Here is a 15,518-nt window from a genome sequence, read left to right as displayed (position 1 = left end):
GTGATCGACATCGCCCTTCGGATCAGAGACCGCCGCGCACATCCATCAGGCAGCCCGTCACATAGGACGCAGCGGGCGACGCCAGCCACACCACCGCTTCGGCAACTTCATCCGCCGTCCCCATGCGTCCCATAGGAATCATGCTCGCGAAGCGCGCCAGCGAATCAGCCGTGCGCTGCTGGTGCAATTCGGTGTCGATGACGCCGGGCCGTACCGCGTTGACGCGAATGCCTTCCTGCGCCAGTTCCTTCGACAGGCCGATGGTCATCGTATCCATTGCGCCCTTCGTCGCCGCGTAGTGCACCCATACGTTGGGCGCACCCAGCACCGACGCACCCGAAGACATGTTGACGATGACGCCACCCGCGCCGCCTTGCGCCGTCGACATGCGCCGCACTGCTTCGCGCGTAGCGATGAATGCGCCGATCACATTGACGCTGAACACCTTCGAAAGCGTGTCGCTAGCAAGATCCGCCACGCGGGACATGCCGCCTGTGATCCCCGCGTTGTTCACCAGCACGCCGATGCGGCCCAGTTCATCGATCCGCCGAAACGCTTCGAGTAGCGCCTGCTCGTCGCTCATATCCGCGCGGATTGCCCACGCCTTGCCCGCTTTTGCTTCGATCTCGTCGACGACACCTTGTGCTGCAAGCGCGTCGTCTTTATAGAGAACTACCACGGGATGCGTAATCGCCGCACGAAGCGCAATGGCCGCGCCAATGCCGCGGCCGCCGCCCGTGATCACGAACAGTTGCTTATCGCTCATCCAGCGTCCTTTCCAGTCTGATAGAGGTCTAGTAAGCGCCGTCGTTCGGCTGAGACGCGCTTTTCGCGGCAAGTGCCGCGTCCCCGAAACTGCGCGCAAGCTCGGTCGCCGCGCGCACCAGCAAGGTCGTGTCGACACCGACGGCCACGAACTGCGCGCCCGCCTCCAGATAGTCATGCGCGAGCTGGCGATCCGTCACGAGGACGCCCGCCGCCTTGCCTGCCCGTCGCACCACCGCGATTCCTTCGATGATCGCCGCGCGCACATCGGGGTGATTGGCCTGTCCGCGCAATCCCATGTCCGCCGACAAGTCGGACGGGCCGAAGAACACGCCGTCGACGCCGTCGGTCGATGCGATCTCGTGCAGGTTGCCCATGGCTTCCCGCGTCTCGGCCTGAAGCAGCAGCGCAACTTCGCCGTTGGCCTGATTCAGGTAATCGTCGATCTGGTTCCAGCGCGACGCCCGCGCCAGCGCGGCGCCGAGCCCCCGTACGCCCTCGGGCGGATAGCGCATGGCCTGAACCATCCGGCGCGCTTCTGCGGCGGTGTTGATCATCGGAATGAGCAGCGTCTGCGCGCCGATGTCCAGGTATTGCTTGACGAGCGACACGTCGGCACGCACCGGACGTACCACCGCGTGCGACGCATACGGTTCGATCGCTCGAAGCTGGTCCAGCGTCGTGCGTACATCGTTGGGCGCGTGCTCGTTGTCGAGCAGGAGCCAGTCGAAGCCGGTCGCGGCGAGCAACTCGGCGGCATTGGCGTCGGCAAGTCCCACCCACAGCCCGATCTGCCGCTCTCCCGCGCGCAGCGCCCGTCGAAACGAATTTTGCCGAATCTGCATCTGAAGGCCTCAATGGAAACGGAACGAGATCGCGCCGAGCGGACCATAGTCGACATGGAAGCTGTCGCCGAATGTCGCGAAACACGGCCGCGTGAACGAGCCCGCCAGCACGATGTCGCCCGCCTCGATCTGCTCGTCGTAACGCGCGATCTTGTTCGCGAGCCATGCCACGCCGTTTGCCGGATGATTCAGCACACCGGCCGCCAGCCCGGTTTCCTCGATGACGCCGTTCTTGTAGAGCATCGCGCCGATCCAGCGAAGATCCACTTCCTGCGGATTCATCGGACGTCCGCCGAGAACGATGCCGGCGTTCGCCGCGAAGTCGCTGATGGTGTCGCAGACCCGGCGCATGGCGCCCGTCTCGCTGTCGCGCTGTTCTATGCGCGCGTCGATGATCTCGATGGCTGGGACCACATAGCTCGCCGCGGACAGTACATCGAACATCGTGATGCCCGGCCCCTTGAGCGGACGGTTCATGACGAAGGCCAGTTCCACTTCGACGCGTGGCGCGATGAAGCGATCGAACGGGATATCGCCGCCGCCCTCGAAGAACATGTCGTCCATCAGGGGCGCAAAATCGGGCTCGGTAATCTGGCTCGCCTGCTGCATCGCGCGTGACGTCAGGCCAATCTTTCGTCCCTTGATCTTGCGGCCGTCCGCGACTTCGAGCGCGACCCAGGCACGCTGGATTGCATAGCCGTCGTCGACGGTCATCTGCGGATACTGTTTCGTGAAATGCGGCAACTGGACGCGCGTCTTGCGCGCCTCATGCAACTGGCGGGCGAGTTGCGCGATGGTGTCTTGCGGAAGCATGAATCGACCTTTTACTTGTGGCTGTCGGATGGAGGTTGCATGGGACCGTCATGAATCAGCCGGCCATGCGCGGACCGACATAACCCGTCTGCCCGGCTTCGGACCCGAGGTTCAGAATGGGGCCGTCCATGCGCTCCTGCCAGATCAGCGATTCCATACCGATGTGCAGCGGATGATCCTGGATCGTGAGAATGAAGGTCGCCTCGTCGTCGTAGTAGTGCGCATGCTCCGACCACGACGGTCCCGAGAGCAGCAGGTCGCCTGCCTTCCATGGAATCTCGACGCCATCGACGATGCTTCTTCCGTGCCCCGTGAAGTGATAGTTGATCGCGACCGAGCTGTGCTTATGACCACGTCCGACCTCGCGTGCCGGCTTTCCCACGGGATGCGAGAAGATCGTGGCGAAGAACGAGTGAGTCGTGCCGTTGCGGCGTTCCGTGGCCGGGTTATAGAGAAGAATGATGTTGCGCTTCGCATCGCCGTTCTCCATCGTCAGCATGTCTGCGACGGCTTCCCACGGCCACACGAGCGGCCGGTTTCGCACCACTTCGATATCCGTCAGGAACTCATAGCCGCGCAGCCGCGCGCCCGCGTCGGAAATCTGCCGGTCGGGCGCGTTGTTGCGGTTATAGCTGTGGTCGAGTCCGGTCGCGGCGGTCTCGACGTTGCGCTCGGCGACCGAATCGGCATAGTTGATCCAGTGCACGGCGAGCTTGCGCAACAAGGGGGCGTTGGAATAGGTGAGGCGCACCCAGGGCTCGTCGCCGGTGTTCTTGTGCGAATACGCCTGCATCGAAGGGATCGTGAGCGTTCCCCACTTGTTCAACTGATGCGCCTCCGTCCCGACCCTGACGCTGCCCGAGCCACGGATGCAAAACTCGATCTGATTGGAATTGCGCATCAGCGCACGCGTCTCTTCGCCTGGATTGACTACGCTGATGGTGACGTCGATGCCGGGCGCGAAGCCCATGGAGCCATCCGTGCACGACGGATGAACGATCAGCGCCGCACGCCGGCCGTCCTCGGGCAGCGGCATCTCGCTCAGTCGGCTGATCTCGCGCTCGATCTCCTCGCGCGGGACCAGCAACGGTTGCCAGGGTGTGATGGGCGCCGGTGCGGCTGCGCTGCCGTCCAGCATCGTGAATGTGGGTTCGCTCATGGTGTTCTCCGATATGCCTGAACTGGTTGTGAGGTGGGAGCCGGTCAGTTCCTGGACCAGCGGATCGGCGCAGGACCGCTGAGCGGCAGACGGATCTCCGCGCCGTGTCCCGAAACTGCGCGCTCGTAGGCGAGCTTGGCGACAGCCAGATCCGAGATACCCATGCCCATGGCCTTGAAGAGCGTGATGTCGCCGTCGCGCTTCTGGTCGAGTCCGTGTCGAATGACGTCGGGCAAGGTCTGGACGTGTGCCCAGCCTTCATTCGTGGAGCCGAAGAAGTCGATGAATTCGCGAGATGCCTTTTGTGTGTTGACGAGGTTGTCGACCACGATCGCGCCGGCGCGCTCGAACACGTCGGGAGAAAACTCCGCGTTGTGCGGCAGGATCGCGCCGACCGCATTCAGGTGCGCATTGGGCGCAAGCAAGCGAGCGTTGAAGAAAGGCTGCGTCGCCCGCGTGACCAGCGTCACGATCTCGGCGCCGTCGACTGCATCCTCGAGCGAGGTTGCCTCGACGACCTGCACCCCACCGAGACTGGCTGCCACCTTCTCGAAGAACGCGTGACGCTTGTCGGCGGTCGGACTCCAGATGCGCAGGCGCTTGAGCGGCCGAACCGCGTTGACGGCGAAGATCTGCGCGAGCGCCTGACGCCCGCTGCCGATGATCGCCATGTCGCTCGCGTACGTGCCGGCCATCCAGCGCGTGCCGACGGCGGTCATCGCGGAGGTCCGGATCTGGCCGAGCGTGTTGGCTTCGAGCATGGCGAGCAGCCGGCCATTCTCGGTGCTGAACAGCGAGAACACCGCCTTCGCGCCGGCGTTGGTATGCACCCATGTCTTGAAGCCGCACACGCCCTCGCGCAGCGAGGCGGAGCCGAGCGCATGCATGGAACCGCCGTCACCAATATCGCCGATTGCCTTGGGCACGTTGAACGCTGTGTCGTTCGCGATCTCGCCGAGGCTATTCTCCAGCGCATCGATGGCGTCGTCGAGCGGCACCAGCTTCGATACGTCGGATTCAGTTATCCAGATTGCTTCTTGTGTCATAAGTCATCCTGCCAAATGTGAATGGAGTGTGGAGCGGCGGTGGTCGCTACCGGCTACATCGAATCAGATGAACGGAAGATGACGCTCGCTCGACTTGCTCGCGATCAGCCAATGCTCGCCATCGAAGACCAGCGTATCGATGCAACGTCGCACTGCCGAGGGTGTCATCGACGACGTGTCGCTTGCGTCCGTGCGTTGGGCTTCGAAGGCCATCAGGAAGAAGCGCACTTCGGCATGGGTACGATCCACCCGCGAGACAAGCGGATTGCAGACCGCATGGAACGTTCTCCGGGTCTCCGGGCGCGCAGCGAGCGCCCGGCCGATACTTTCCCGGCCATGCAGTGCTTCGCCGTTCCGATGCCACACGCCATCCGGCGCGAACAGCGACACCGCCAGCTCGTGGGTACGCTCGTCGAGGCAGCGGAAGAAGGTGAAGACGGTTTCGGTACAGGCCATCGACGCTGCAAGCGTTGCTTCATCCGACATGCGTCCTCCGCTCGTTGGCCACCGTATTGGCAAGCGTGCCGATGCTCGACACATCGACCTCGAAGACATCGCCCTCCCGCAGATAGCGTGGCGGCTTCCGGGTCATGCCCACGCCCTCGGGCGTGCCGGTGGCGATCACATCGCCGGGATCGAGCGTCGTGAAGGAACTGAGGTAAGCAATCAACTGCGGCACGCTGAAGATCAGATCGTCCGTTCCGGAGCGCTGCACCACTTCGCCGTTGAGCCGGCCAGTCAGCACGAGCCTGCCCGGATCGGGCACTTCATCGGCGGTGACGATCCACGGACCCAGCGCACCCGAACGCTCGAAGTTCTTGCCCGGCGTCGCCTGCGTGTTGTGCTGCTGGAAATCCCGCACCGAGTTCTCGGCCATGCACGTATAACCGGCTACGTATTCAAGCGCGTCCTCGACGCTCACATGCCGCGCAGGCTTGCCGATGACAACCGCGAGTTCCGCTTCGTAGTCGAAGCAGTCCGAGTTGAAGGGACGAACCACCGGCTCGTCATGTCCGACCAGCGAATTGGCAAAACGAACAAAGATGGACGGATACTCGGGAAAGGCTCGCTTCATTTCCACCAGATGCGCGCGATAGTTCAAGCCCGCGCAGAGGATCTTCGCATCGCGCCCGACCGGCGGAAGAAGCCTCACGGCGGAGAGCGGCACGGTCTCGCCAGCGGCGCCGGAGCGCGCCCGTGCGACGGCCTGTTCGAACGTGTCGGCACCATCGATCGACGTCACCTGGTCATCATTCAGAACGCCCCACCGCTGGCGACTTGCGTGCTCAAAACGAATAATTTTCATCTCGAACTTCCCATTGAAGAATTCACTTGCGTATCGAAACCATGCGTCGCGACGCGAGGATCAACGCGGATACCTGTACGGCCCGATCAAGGTGATCGCGAATGCACTGACAACGCATGCTGCCGACGCAAACATCATCACGGGCGTGTAGCTTTGCAGGCGATCGAAAGCGATGCCGAACAGGATCGGTCCGCCCAGCGTGCCGAGACAGAACAGCGAAATCATCACGCCGTACACGGAGCCGAACGAGCTCAGACCGAAATAGCGCTTCACCAGGAAGGGCATCAGATCGCCTTCCGCGCCCACGAGCATGCCGGTCAGTGCCGCGCCCGTTGCCAGCAACGCGTAGGACGGGTTGTTCGAGGAGGTCGCGAGGATCAGCCCGCCGACAGCGCCCAGCAGAAACGCGCCGCACGCCACCACGCGAGCCGGAACGATGTCCAGCAGCACGCCCGCGCCGAATCGGCCGATGGTGAGGCCAATCGCCGAGAACGCCGCGCCGGCCACGGCCTGGTTCGCCGACAGGCCCTTGTCGGTCAGTAACGCGGGAATATGCACGATGCTCCCCAACCCGACCGCTGCCACAATCGCGATGCTGATGCTGATGATCCAGAAGCGCGGCTCTGCCAGCGACTCGCGCAGCGAGTTCGACGGTCCGTGCTGGCCGCCGCGGGAGGCCGCCGGAATTGGCAGCGTCGCCTGACGGTCGACGCGCAGCAGCAACAGCGCGGCCATGCCCATAACTGCCGCGAGCACGCCGAGCACGGCATAGGCTTGCTCCCAGCCGTAGCGGGTCATCGCCCAGCGCGCGACCCAGGGCGCCGATGCCGCACCGATCCCAGCGCCGATCGAGGCCACGCCGAACGCAAATCCCGTCCGGCGCTCGAACGACCGCGCCAGGATCGGCAGATAGCCGACCGGCGAAGTCGCGACGGCGAGCAGACCGATCACGAAGGTCTTGAAGCCGATCAACATTGGCGTTGCGGGGCCGACGCAGATCAACAGGAGACTCGCCACGAACAGCGCGAGCGACCACGCGATCACGCGATAGGCGCCGTAGCGGTCCATCAGCTTGCCGGCGATCGGTGCACCCAGCGCAAGTCCGAGCGATGCCATGGCAAGACAGGTGGACGCGACCGCACGGCCAGAGCCGAGCGATGACGCGATCGGCAGCAAAAAGACGCCCGTCGTGCCGGCGAACAGCGAGGTATAACCGCCTGCCAGTCCCAGCGACGTCGCAAGCAGCAGAATGGCGCTGCGCAGGACGGAGTGCTGGGCCTCACTCGAAGATGCGGCAATCGGCTCAGAGAGGGCCGTGTGCGAGCCTTCCATCGTGGTGTCTCCTGGATTTGATCTGGATTTTTTATGAATGAAATCTAGCGGATCTGCGCGGGCGTTGACACTGAAACCTGTGCATTCGCCAAGTGCACGCGCTGCATCGGGCCTAGAAGCGATGGGCGATGTCGGCCCGCACGGCGGTCTGGGCATGGTTCGCGGACGGACTCAGACCGGAGATCGAGGCGACCGCGGCATTGCCGGTCGAATCGATTCCGCTCGCGCGCTGATAGACGGCGGTGGTGTAGATCGTGGTGCGCTTGGACAGCGCGTAGCTGGCTCCCAGACCGAGCTGGCGATACCAGGCGCCGTCGTGCCCGCCCACTGACGCCGAGCGTGTCAGGCTTGCCATCACCCCGGCGAGCAGCGCCGCCGAGAACTGGTAGCGCAGGTTCAGTTCGACCGTGTTGATGGCCGCCGTGCCCGTGTATCCCAGCGGATTGGGCCCGGACGTCGCGACATCGCCGAGACCTGTGTAACGGACGTTGGTATAGATGACGCCAGCGGTGGCCGCCTGCCACGTGACGGATGCGCCGGCCCCGAAGAGATCGAACGCATTGGCCGACGCGTAGCCCGCATACAGCGGATTGCTCTCGGGCGTCGTCGCACTGCCGAGAGAGCCGAGATTGTTTGCCCCGACACCCGCACCGTTCGGATTCGCGCCATAGAAGGCGACGTTCGGATTGCGCACAGAGAGCCAGGCTGTACCGGCACGCAGCGCTCCGCCGTCGTAGGCGGCGCCGAGCGACCAGGCCGAATTGCGCGCATTCGATCCTGCGGCACCTCCCACGCTGTACAACGCTTCCGCCGTGATGCCTCCGATCTTCGGCATCACGTATTTGATGCTGTTGTTCAGCCGGCGCGTGCTCAACAGGTTGTCGATGTCGCCTGGATGCGTGGCCGCATAGCCGCCGAACTGCCATGCGGCGGAGAACGACGCGACGATGTCGAGATGCGGATCATATTGCCGGCCGAGCGTGACCCGACCCAACCCCGACTCGATGCCCGCGAAGGCCTGCCGGCCGAACTCACTGCCGCCTTGCGCGAAGGCGCCATTGTTCAGCGTGAAGCCGCTTTCGAGCGTGAAGATGGCTCGCAAGCCGCCGCCCAGTTCTTCGGTGCCGCGAATGCCCCAACGACTTCCGCTCAGACCAAACGCGCCGTCGGTCATGGCGAGCTGGTTTCCGCCGCCGACCGGTTGACCCTTGACCACGGCTCGCTGCGAGCCGACGGCATAACTGACGCCGACATCCAGAAGACCATACAGCGTGACGCTGGATTGTGCGTAGGCGGGAACCGCGAGCACGCCAGGGATGAGTGCCAATAGCACGTACCTTTGCATCCAATCTCCTCCGAATTGTTTTATATGCTTTGCTTGAGTGGAAGCGTGTCTGTTCGCGCTGTTGCAGAAGCTGCGAGCGCAAACGGACGCCGCAAATCTATCGGATGACGGATGCAACCGACACTGAAACCTGCGCATGAGAGACATGCACGAGGCGAATCGAGGTGCGTCGGTTGGGCTTGGGGCAATGCGCCTTCAAAGCCCTTGGATGAGGTCGGCTCGTAAGCGAGCGGTGCACGGCACGGTGGTGCGTGCGGATTGAAGTCGGCGTGGTCGTCGCGAGGATTTCGCGACTTGTCCGGAGCGATGGATCGTGCTTTCGCCGGCGAGCGGCAGTGGGTGAACCTGGCAGGGTATGGGACTGAATGTGGGCGGCGGCAAATACCTGGAACGCGAAAGGATGCACCAAGGGCGACGGGTGGCTGCCTTGCTGTCGCTGGCGTCGCGGAAAGCTTGAATGTCGGCTTCCGCGAACTGCGATGGGACTTCACGACCCGAAGCGAATTCTCGACGTGGCCGCTTTAGGGCGGATTGCCGTCCAAAGCGGCCGGCCCTATTCGACCGGCAGCCCGTCGCCATGTGCCACGTAAATGTCAGGAATCGACGGCCTGACTACCGACGCTCGAATGCCCCATGCGTCCGCAAATTGTCATCGATTCATGGCCGCAAGTCCCCGACGCGTCACCCAGGCTGCACCGGAATCGAAAAGTCCAGCAGCGGCGCGTGCTGCTGACAGCCGTACATGTCCGACTCCCCCAAGCGCCCTTGCGGCAACTGCCGGCGCATGGTCACCTTGATCGCCTGACCGCGCGGCACCGCGAAGATCGACGTGATCGCGCCCTCCTCCACGCCGAACAGTTCGGCCATCGCGGCCTTCGTGAAGCGGCCCGATTCCCACACCGTGTCGAAATGCGCGGCGTCCTCGAACAGCACGTCGAACGTGAGCAGGAAAGGACCGGCGTTCTTGCTGCGGATCACCGTCGCGAGCGACGAAAGCGGAACGGTCGTCATGATGCGAGCGCCTCGTAATGAACGGGAAAGAGCGCCGTCGCCGACGCGGTCTTGAGCAGGTGATAAGCGGAGAACTCGTACACCGGGCCGGCATCGACTTCGGATGGCGAATACGGAAATGCGAGATTGCCCGCGGTGTTGTACATGCCCGGAAAGCTCACGTGCAACAACGTCCCGCTGATGAAATGCGCCGCCGCGTGCGCAAGCGACTGCTCGTGCGCGACCGCTTCGATCACGAGACCGAGTTCGTGGCTCGCCGTCTTGCGCACGGGTTCGAGTCCGCGCATCACGCCATCGCGGCCGTAGACGTGGAACTGAACATCGAGGTCGGGCGCGTCGAAATACGCGAGCGCGGCGGCCTTCGCATCCGCGAGCAGCGTGTCGATGCGCGCGACCATCGTCGGGCAACGCACGCCCGCCACGGTGATGGTCCGGTAGCCGCGCCTTCGCGCGCCTTCCAGCTTGACCCAGTAATCGTCCGCCTCGATGAACCGCGAGCCCGTCACGCGCACCTCGCGTTCGCTGATCTGCACGAAGTCGCAGGCGGACAGATCGAGTTCATGCCCCGGTCCCGCCTGCAAAAACGGGTTCTCGCGTTCATACAGCGTGTGCGCGGCCACGGACGTGAGCGACGCGCGCCGGTTCAGTCCGCCCGGCTCCAGCGTGAAACCCGTCTCGTCGATGGTGCCCATCATCACGTCCGTGCCGTGCGGCTCGGCGGAAAACGCGCCGCATTCGAGAATCTTGCCCATGTGAATGGCGAGTCCCGGATCGGCGCCCTTCCAGATCGGGAACGCGGCGATCACCGAGTCGTCGCACGCGCGGCCCGCGATGATCACGTCCGCGCCGGCTGCAAGCGCCTCGACGATCGGCTCGTGTCCCATCTGCGCGACGATCGCATGGCTCGCGCGCGCCTCCTCGGCGCTCAGTTCCCAGCCCGCCTCGAAGTCGCGCACCTCGCCCAGGCCCACGGCATCGGCGACGACGCCCGCCGGAATATCGGCGTAAATCCACGCGAGACGCAGGTTCAGCGCCTGCTCCGCGACGATCCCGCGCACGATGCGCACCACTTCGTCCACGTGCGCGCGCGTGCCCGCGCCGCCCGCGCTGCCGACAATCACCGGAATGCCCGCCCGCTGCGCGGCGACGATCATCGTCGTGAGTTCGCGGCGGATGCTGATCTCCGACACCAGCGCTTCGCCCGAGCCGAGATAATGCGGGCCGGGATCGGTCGATCCGGCGTCGACGGCGATCACGTCGGGCCGCATCGACATCGCGCGTTCGAATGCTGCGTCGGCGAATCCATAGCCCAGCGTGCAGGTGGGCGTGAGTACGCGTATTGGCTTGTCCATCCGGGGCCTCATGATGACGCACGATGCGTCGTGGAAGATCAAAGCGCGCCGCCTCGGTCGCGCAACAGTTCGAGCCGGGCGACCTCGTCGATGCGGTTGATGCCGAGCAATCCCATGTTCGTGCTGATTTCGCGCTTGAGGATCGCGAGCGCGTGCGCGATACCGGCCGCATCGGCGGCGGCTGCCGCCAGCAACATCGGCCGGCCGACGAACACGAAGCGGGCGCCGCCATGCAATGCCTTCAGCACGTCCGAGCCGCGCCGCACGCCGCCGTCGAGCATGAGCGTCAGCGTATCGACACGGGCGGCGATGGCCTCGAGCGCATCGAGCGAACCGACCGCGCAATCCACCTGACGGCCGCCATGATTCGACACGATGATGCCGTCGATCCCCGCCTGTTCGGCGATTACCGCGTCGTCGGCGGACATCACGCCCTTGAGCACGATGCGTCCGTTCCAGCGCCGGCGAATGTGCTCCAGATGCACCCACGACAGCGCGCCGCGCCGCCCGATGTCGCGCACCAGCGTGCGCGAGAACACCGGCGGCCCCGCGACCGCATCCATGTTTTCGAAGCGCAGCGGACGGCGCGTGACGACGCTCTCGCCAAGCACGCGCCAGCACCACGACAGCCGCGTCAGCGCCTGCCATGCCAGCCGCACACTCGGCCTCACGGGCGACCGGAAGCCGTGTTTCTCCGCGTATTCATGCTGGCCATGCACGGCTGTATCGACATTGATGACGAGCGTATCGAAGCCCGCCTGCGCGATGCGGTCGAGCATCGGATCGATGCGCGCGGCATCGCCCGGAATGTAGGCCTGGAACCAGCTCGTCGGACCCGCCGCGCGCACGGTCTCCAGCGGCGTCAGCGACGCGCCGCTCAGGATGAACGGCACGCCCGCATCGGCAGCGGCGCGGGCGAGCACTTCGTCGCCGTGAGCGGCCGCCATCCGGCTGAAACCCATCGGCGCAATGCCGAACGGACTGTCGTATTCGACGCCGAACAAGGTGGTGCGCGTATCACGCCGCTCGATGTCCACCAGCACGCGCGGCACGAACGCACGCGACTCGAAGCCACGCAGATTGCGCCGGTGCGCCGCGCCGTCTTCGGACCAGCCGGACACATACGCATACATCGCCGCGGGCAGGCGACGTTTCGCGAGCGCCGCGAAATCGTTCAGGCACAGCACGTCGCGCAGGCTCGCCGGCAGATCCGGCGCCTCGACGCGGCGTGCATGCATCTGCGCTAGCGCTGCGGTTCGCTCGTCTGCGCCTGCGGCAGCGAGAACATCTCGCTGATCGACACCCCGCCCCGAATGCCATCGATCCACTTCGCCTCCTTCAACAGATGAGCTTGCGCCGCTTCGAGCACCTGGTCCGCGATCGCGAGCGGCACGATCACCACGCCGTCGTCGTCGCCGAGCACGATATCGCCGGGGCTGACGGGCGCGCCCGCCGCCGCGATGGTCGAATCGACCGTGCCGCCAAAACCGTGATGCGGGCCGCGCGGCACGACCGAGCGGCAGAACATGTTGAACTTCAGGCGCCGCATGTCCGCGACATCGCGCACCGCGCCGTCGACCACCGCGCCGCCGAGCTTGCGATGCACCGCTTCCTCGGCCATCACGCCGCCCCACACGGCGATGTCCTCCGCGCCGCCCGCGTCCACGACGAGCACTTCGCCGGGCCGCGCGCTGCCGATCACGTTGCAGATCGGACCGCAGTCTCCGACCATCGTGGCGATCGTGCGCGCCTGACCGCATAGCCGCGCGCCCGCGAAGATCGGCTTGATGACCGACGCCATCACCTGCGTACGGTTCATGCAATCGGACGCGACGGCCGGCGGGATCAGCCGCCACTGCGCGAGCACGGCGTCGGACAGTTGTTTGAAATTCACATCGAGCTGGTGATAGGCCATGGTGTCGCTTTACCGGTGTGATGCGGGCACGGCGTCGCGCCAGCCCGGGTTGACGTTGTTGCGCAGGCGTCCGTGCACCAGATAGTCGACGAGCATCTGCGCGGAGAACGTGCGCATGTCGAGATAGCCGGCTTCGGAATAGAACGCGGCGTGCGGCGTGACCACGAGACGCCCCGCGAGCCAGGGCTCGTCGTTGCGCCATGCGTCGAGCAGCGGCGGCAGCGGCACCGGCGGTTCGGACGGCAGCACGTCGAGACCGGCCGCCGCGAGATGCCCGCCGCGCAACGCGCGATAGACCGCGTCCACGTCCACCAGCTTGCCGCGCGCGATGTTGATGAAGATCGCGTTCGGCTTCATCGCCTGGAACTGCGCGTCGCCGATCATGAAGCGCGTTTCGTCGGACAGCGGCACGTGCAGGCTGACCACGTCGGCGCGCGCAAGCAATGCATCGAGCGAACCGACGCGCTCGTAGCCCAGACCGAGTTCGTGCCCTTCCGGCAGGTGCGGATCGTGATAGACCACGTGCATGTCGTGCGCCGCCGCGCGCCGCGCGATCGCCGTGCCGATCCGCCCCATGCCGATCGCGCCGAACGTGCCGCCGCGCAGACGTCGCACCACCGGCACGTTCTCCGCGACGAAGCCGCGCTCGGGATCGGCCTTCAGGCGCGCCTCATACGTGCCGAGTCCGCGCGCCAGAAACAGCATCATGGCGATCGCGTGATCGGCGACTTCGGTGGTGCCGTAGTTCGGCACGTTCGACACCGGAATGCCGCGCTCGCAGCACGCCGCCGTATCGACGTTGTCGAAACCGACCCCGACGCGCACGATCATCCGGCAGCGCGCCAGACGGTTCACCACGTCGCGCGTGATCTTCATCCGATGCCAGACGAGGATCGCATCGCACGAAGCCCAGGCTTCGTCGGGAATCGCCGCGGCGTCGGTTTCATCGAAGACCTGATAGTCGATGAGCGCGCCCGTCACGCCCCGTTCGACATCGAGATCGCGCAGATGCGCGTCGGGCACCAGTACCTTGAGTGGTTTTGACACTTCTCCTCCGTTTGAATCACGCCGCCGTGCGCGACAGGATCTTGCCGAGAAAGCTTCTGAGGCGCGCATCGCGCGGTGCGTGAAAGATGTCGGCCGGCGCACCGGATTCGACGATGGTGCCGCGGTCGGTAAAGAACACGACGTCAGCCACTTCCTCCGCAAAGCGCATTTCATGCGTGACCAGCACGCAGGTCATGCCGTCGCGGCTCAGATCGCGGATCACGGCGAGCACTTCGCTCACCATTTCAGGATCGAGCGCGGCCGTTACTTCATCGAACAGGATGATGGCGGGCTGCATTGCCAGCGCCCGCGCAATCGCGACGCGCTGCTGCTGCCCGCCCGACAACTGCGCCGGGTAGGCGCTTTCCTTGCCGGTCAGGCGCACGCGCGCGAGCAGTTCGAGCGCGCGCTGCTTCACTTCGTCGCGCGGCTGATGCAGCACCTGCATCGGCGCCATCATGATGTTTTCGAGCACAGTGCGATGCGGAAACAGGTTGTACTGCTGGAACACCATCGACACCTGATGTCGCAGCGGCACGAGGTCGCGGTCGCGCTTCAGTTGCTCGACCGCGAACGACCCGACGCGAATCGTGCCGCGATCCACCGGAATCAGGCCGTTCAGACAACGCAGCAGTGTCGACTTGCCCGAACCCGATGGCCCGATGATGCACGCCGTCTGCCCTTTGCGGATCGTCATCGACACGCCCTTGAGCACGTCGGTGCCGCCGAACGCCTTGTGCACGTCGACCAGTTCGATCAGCGGCGCCTGTGGATGAATCACGTTCATTGCTTCTCCCGGATCTGGCGTTCGAACCGACGGCTCAAGGTCGCAAGCGGAAAACTGAAGAGGAAGAACAGCAGCAGCACATAGAGCTGCACCGCCGTTGCGTAGTTCGAGCCGTCGCTCGCGGTGATCGTGTTGGCTACCGAAAGCACATCGGAGGTGCCCGTCACCACCGCGAGACTCGTGCCGATGAAGAGGCCCGCATAGACCGTCATCATGTTGGGCAGGATCAGCGGAATGGCCTGCGGCACGACCACGTAGCGCAGAATCTGGTTCTTGCGATAGCCGAGCGCCCGCGCCGATTCCCACTGTCCGCTCGGTATCGCCTCGATGCCGCCACGCATGACTTCCGCGACGTTCGCCGTCACCGGCAGCGAGAGCCCGACCACCGCCTTCACGAACGGCGAGAACGGAATCACCATGCCGAATGCCGGCACGTAGAACGGCAGCAGATACAACATCGCGTACAGCGCGATCAGCCAGGGCGTATTGCGCAGCAGATTGACGATGCCGAGCGCGACGAAGCGCACCGCGCGCGTGTTTGCAATCGTGCCGACGCACAGCAGCACACCGGTGCAGAGCGACACGCCCATCGCCGCGAGGCTCATCAGGATGTTCGCGCAGAAGCCGCCGGCGAGTCCCGTGCCGGGTGCGCCGGTCAGCAGCAGCGCGCTGCGCGAGGCGAGCAGCGCGAAGGCGTCGCCGCTCGCGCGTCCGTAGCAGCCGATAAGCGCCGCCAGCAGCAACAGCGGCACGCCGATCATCCCGTACACGAATGCACGCGTTTCCGGCTGCATT

The 15,518-nt window shown here is 64.9% G+C and carries 16 protein-coding genes; all 16 read right to left on the bottom strand.

Features of this window, described 5'->3' with window-relative positions:
- Nucleotides 1-22 precede the first annotated feature (22 nt).
- Entirely contained in the window at nucleotides 23-766 is a 744-nt protein-coding gene (locus QCE88_RS30755) for an SDR family oxidoreductase (protein WP_309908953.1), read from the bottom strand.
- A 28-nt stretch (nucleotides 767-794) separates the two neighbouring features.
- Nucleotides 795-1,610 (bottom strand): 4-hydroxy-2-oxoheptanedioate aldolase, encoded by an 816-nt coding sequence (gene hpaI, locus QCE88_RS30750; RefSeq protein ID WP_309908951.1) that lies wholly within the window; start codon nucleotides 1,608-1,610, stop codon nucleotides 795-797.
- Nucleotides 1,611-1,619: 9 nt separating this feature from the next.
- Nucleotides 1,620-2,423, bottom strand: a complete 804-nt coding sequence (gene hpaH, locus QCE88_RS30745) for a 2-oxo-hept-4-ene-1,7-dioate hydratase (RefSeq protein WP_309908949.1) — start codon at nucleotides 2,421-2,423, stop codon at nucleotides 1,620-1,622.
- Nucleotides 2,424-2,478: 55 nt separating this feature from the next.
- The gene (locus tag QCE88_RS30740) at nucleotides 2,479-3,582 is read right to left on the bottom strand and encodes a hypothetical protein (RefSeq protein ID WP_309908947.1); all 1,104 of its coding nucleotides are present in this window, start codon (nucleotides 3,580-3,582) and stop codon (nucleotides 2,479-2,481) included.
- A gap of 44 nt (nucleotides 3,583-3,626) precedes the next feature.
- Entirely contained in the window at nucleotides 3,627-4,628 is a 1,002-nt protein-coding gene (locus QCE88_RS30735; protein WP_309908945.1) for an ornithine cyclodeaminase family protein, read from the bottom strand.
- A gap of 63 nt (nucleotides 4,629-4,691) precedes the next feature.
- The gene (locus tag QCE88_RS30730) at nucleotides 4,692-5,114 is read right to left on the bottom strand and encodes a nuclear transport factor 2 family protein (protein WP_309908944.1); all 423 of its coding nucleotides are present in this window, start codon (nucleotides 5,112-5,114) and stop codon (nucleotides 4,692-4,694) included.
- Nucleotides 5,104-5,934: a fumarylacetoacetate hydrolase family protein gene (locus QCE88_RS30725; protein WP_309908942.1), complete on the bottom strand. Its 831-nt coding sequence runs from the start codon at nucleotides 5,932-5,934 to the stop codon at nucleotides 5,104-5,106. The genes QCE88_RS30730 and QCE88_RS30725 overlap by 11 nt, the downstream gene beginning before the upstream one ends.
- A gap of 60 nt (nucleotides 5,935-5,994) precedes the next feature.
- Nucleotides 5,995-7,266 carry an MFS transporter gene (locus tag QCE88_RS30720; RefSeq protein WP_309908941.1) on the bottom strand — a complete coding sequence of 424 codons (1,272 nt, stop codon included), beginning with the start codon at nucleotides 7,264-7,266 and terminating at the stop codon, nucleotides 5,995-5,997.
- A 112-nt stretch (nucleotides 7,267-7,378) separates the two neighbouring features.
- Entirely contained in the window at nucleotides 7,379-8,611 is a 1,233-nt protein-coding gene (locus QCE88_RS30715; RefSeq protein WP_309908939.1) for a porin, read from the bottom strand.
- Between the two features lie 681 nt (nucleotides 8,612-9,292).
- Nucleotides 9,293-9,622, bottom strand: a complete 330-nt coding sequence (locus QCE88_RS30710) for a DUF4387 domain-containing protein (RefSeq protein WP_309908938.1) — start codon at nucleotides 9,620-9,622, stop codon at nucleotides 9,293-9,295.
- A complete protein-coding gene (locus QCE88_RS30705) occupies nucleotides 9,619-10,974 on the bottom strand; it encodes an acyclic terpene utilization AtuA family protein (RefSeq protein ID WP_309908937.1) in 1,356 nt (451 codons plus the stop codon). The genes QCE88_RS30710 and QCE88_RS30705 overlap by 4 nt, the downstream gene beginning before the upstream one ends.
- Before the next feature lie 38 nt (nucleotides 10,975-11,012).
- A complete protein-coding gene (locus QCE88_RS30700; protein ID WP_309908935.1) occupies nucleotides 11,013-12,212 on the bottom strand; it encodes an alpha-hydroxy acid oxidase in 1,200 nt (399 codons plus the stop codon).
- Nucleotides 12,213-12,217: 5 nt separating this feature from the next.
- Complete coding sequence (locus QCE88_RS30695) at nucleotides 12,218-12,889, bottom strand: RraA family protein (RefSeq protein WP_309908933.1); 672 nt, start codon at nucleotides 12,887-12,889, stop codon at nucleotides 12,218-12,220.
- 9 nt (nucleotides 12,890-12,898) lie between these two features.
- Nucleotides 12,899-13,936 carry a C-terminal binding protein gene (locus QCE88_RS30690; RefSeq protein ID WP_309908932.1) on the bottom strand — a complete coding sequence of 346 codons (1,038 nt, stop codon included), beginning with the start codon at nucleotides 13,934-13,936 and terminating at the stop codon, nucleotides 12,899-12,901.
- A gap of 16 nt (nucleotides 13,937-13,952) precedes the next feature.
- Nucleotides 13,953-14,723: an amino acid ABC transporter ATP-binding protein gene (locus QCE88_RS30685; RefSeq protein WP_309908930.1), complete on the bottom strand. Its 771-nt coding sequence runs from the start codon at nucleotides 14,721-14,723 to the stop codon at nucleotides 13,953-13,955.
- Nucleotides 14,720-15,517, bottom strand: a complete 798-nt coding sequence (locus tag QCE88_RS30680; protein WP_309908929.1) for an ABC transporter permease subunit — start codon at nucleotides 15,515-15,517, stop codon at nucleotides 14,720-14,722. Before QCE88_RS30680 ends, QCE88_RS30685 begins: the two co-directional genes overlap by 4 nt.
- Nucleotide 15,518 lies beyond the last annotated feature (1 nt).

Origin of the sequence: Caballeronia sp. LZ035, from assembly GCF_031451175.1 — a bacterium.
Lineage (GTDB): Bacteria > Pseudomonadota > Gammaproteobacteria > Burkholderiales > Burkholderiaceae > Caballeronia.
This window is presented reverse-complemented; position numbering and strand designations above follow the sequence as displayed.

Bases quoted from the DNA above. Each gene is read 5' to 3' on its own strand.
- QCE88_RS30715 (WP_309908939.1), bottom strand. From the start codon at position 8,611: ATGCAAAGGTACGTGCTATTGGCACTCATCCCTGGCGTGCTCGCGGTT.
- QCE88_RS30755 (WP_309908953.1), bottom strand. From the start codon at position 766: ATGAGCGATAAGCAACTGTTCGTGATCACGGGCGGCGGCCGCGGCATT.
- QCE88_RS30735 (WP_309908945.1), bottom strand. From the start codon at position 4,628: ATGACACAAGAAGCAATCTGGATAACTGAATCCGACGTATCGAAGCTG.
- QCE88_RS30730 (WP_309908944.1), bottom strand. From the start codon at position 5,114: ATGTCGGATGAAGCAACGCTTGCAGCGTCGATGGCCTGTACCGAAACC.
- QCE88_RS30720 (WP_309908941.1), bottom strand. From the start codon at position 7,266: ATGGAAGGCTCGCACACGGCCCTCTCTGAGCCGATTGCCGCATCTTCG.
- QCE88_RS30705 (WP_309908937.1), bottom strand. From the start codon at position 10,974: ATGGACAAGCCAATACGCGTACTCACGCCCACCTGCACGCTGGGCTAT.
- QCE88_RS30725 (WP_309908942.1), bottom strand. From the start codon at position 5,934: ATGAAAATTATTCGTTTTGAGCACGCAAGTCGCCAGCGGTGGGGCGTT.
- QCE88_RS30700 (WP_309908935.1), bottom strand. From the start codon at position 12,212: ATGCATGCACGCCGCGTCGAGGCGCCGGATCTGCCGGCGAGCCTGCGC.
- QCE88_RS30740 (WP_309908947.1), bottom strand. From the start codon at position 3,582: ATGAGCGAACCCACATTCACGATGCTGGACGGCAGCGCAGCCGCACCG.
- hpaH (WP_309908949.1), bottom strand. From the start codon at position 2,423: ATGCTTCCGCAAGACACCATCGCGCAACTCGCCCGCCAGTTGCATGAG.
- QCE88_RS30710 (WP_309908938.1), bottom strand. From the start codon at position 9,622: ATGACGACCGTTCCGCTTTCGTCGCTCGCGACGGTGATCCGCAGCAAG.
- hpaI (WP_309908951.1), bottom strand. From the start codon at position 1,610: ATGCAGATTCGGCAAAATTCGTTTCGACGGGCGCTGCGCGCGGGAGAG.
- QCE88_RS30680 (WP_309908929.1), bottom strand. From the start codon at position 15,517: ATGCAGCCGGAAACGCGTGCATTCGTGTACGGGATGATCGGCGTGCCG.
- QCE88_RS30695 (WP_309908933.1), bottom strand. From the start codon at position 12,889: ATGGCCTATCACCAGCTCGATGTGAATTTCAAACAACTGTCCGACGCC.
- QCE88_RS30685 (WP_309908930.1), bottom strand. From the start codon at position 14,723: ATGAACGTGATTCATCCACAGGCGCCGCTGATCGAACTGGTCGACGTG.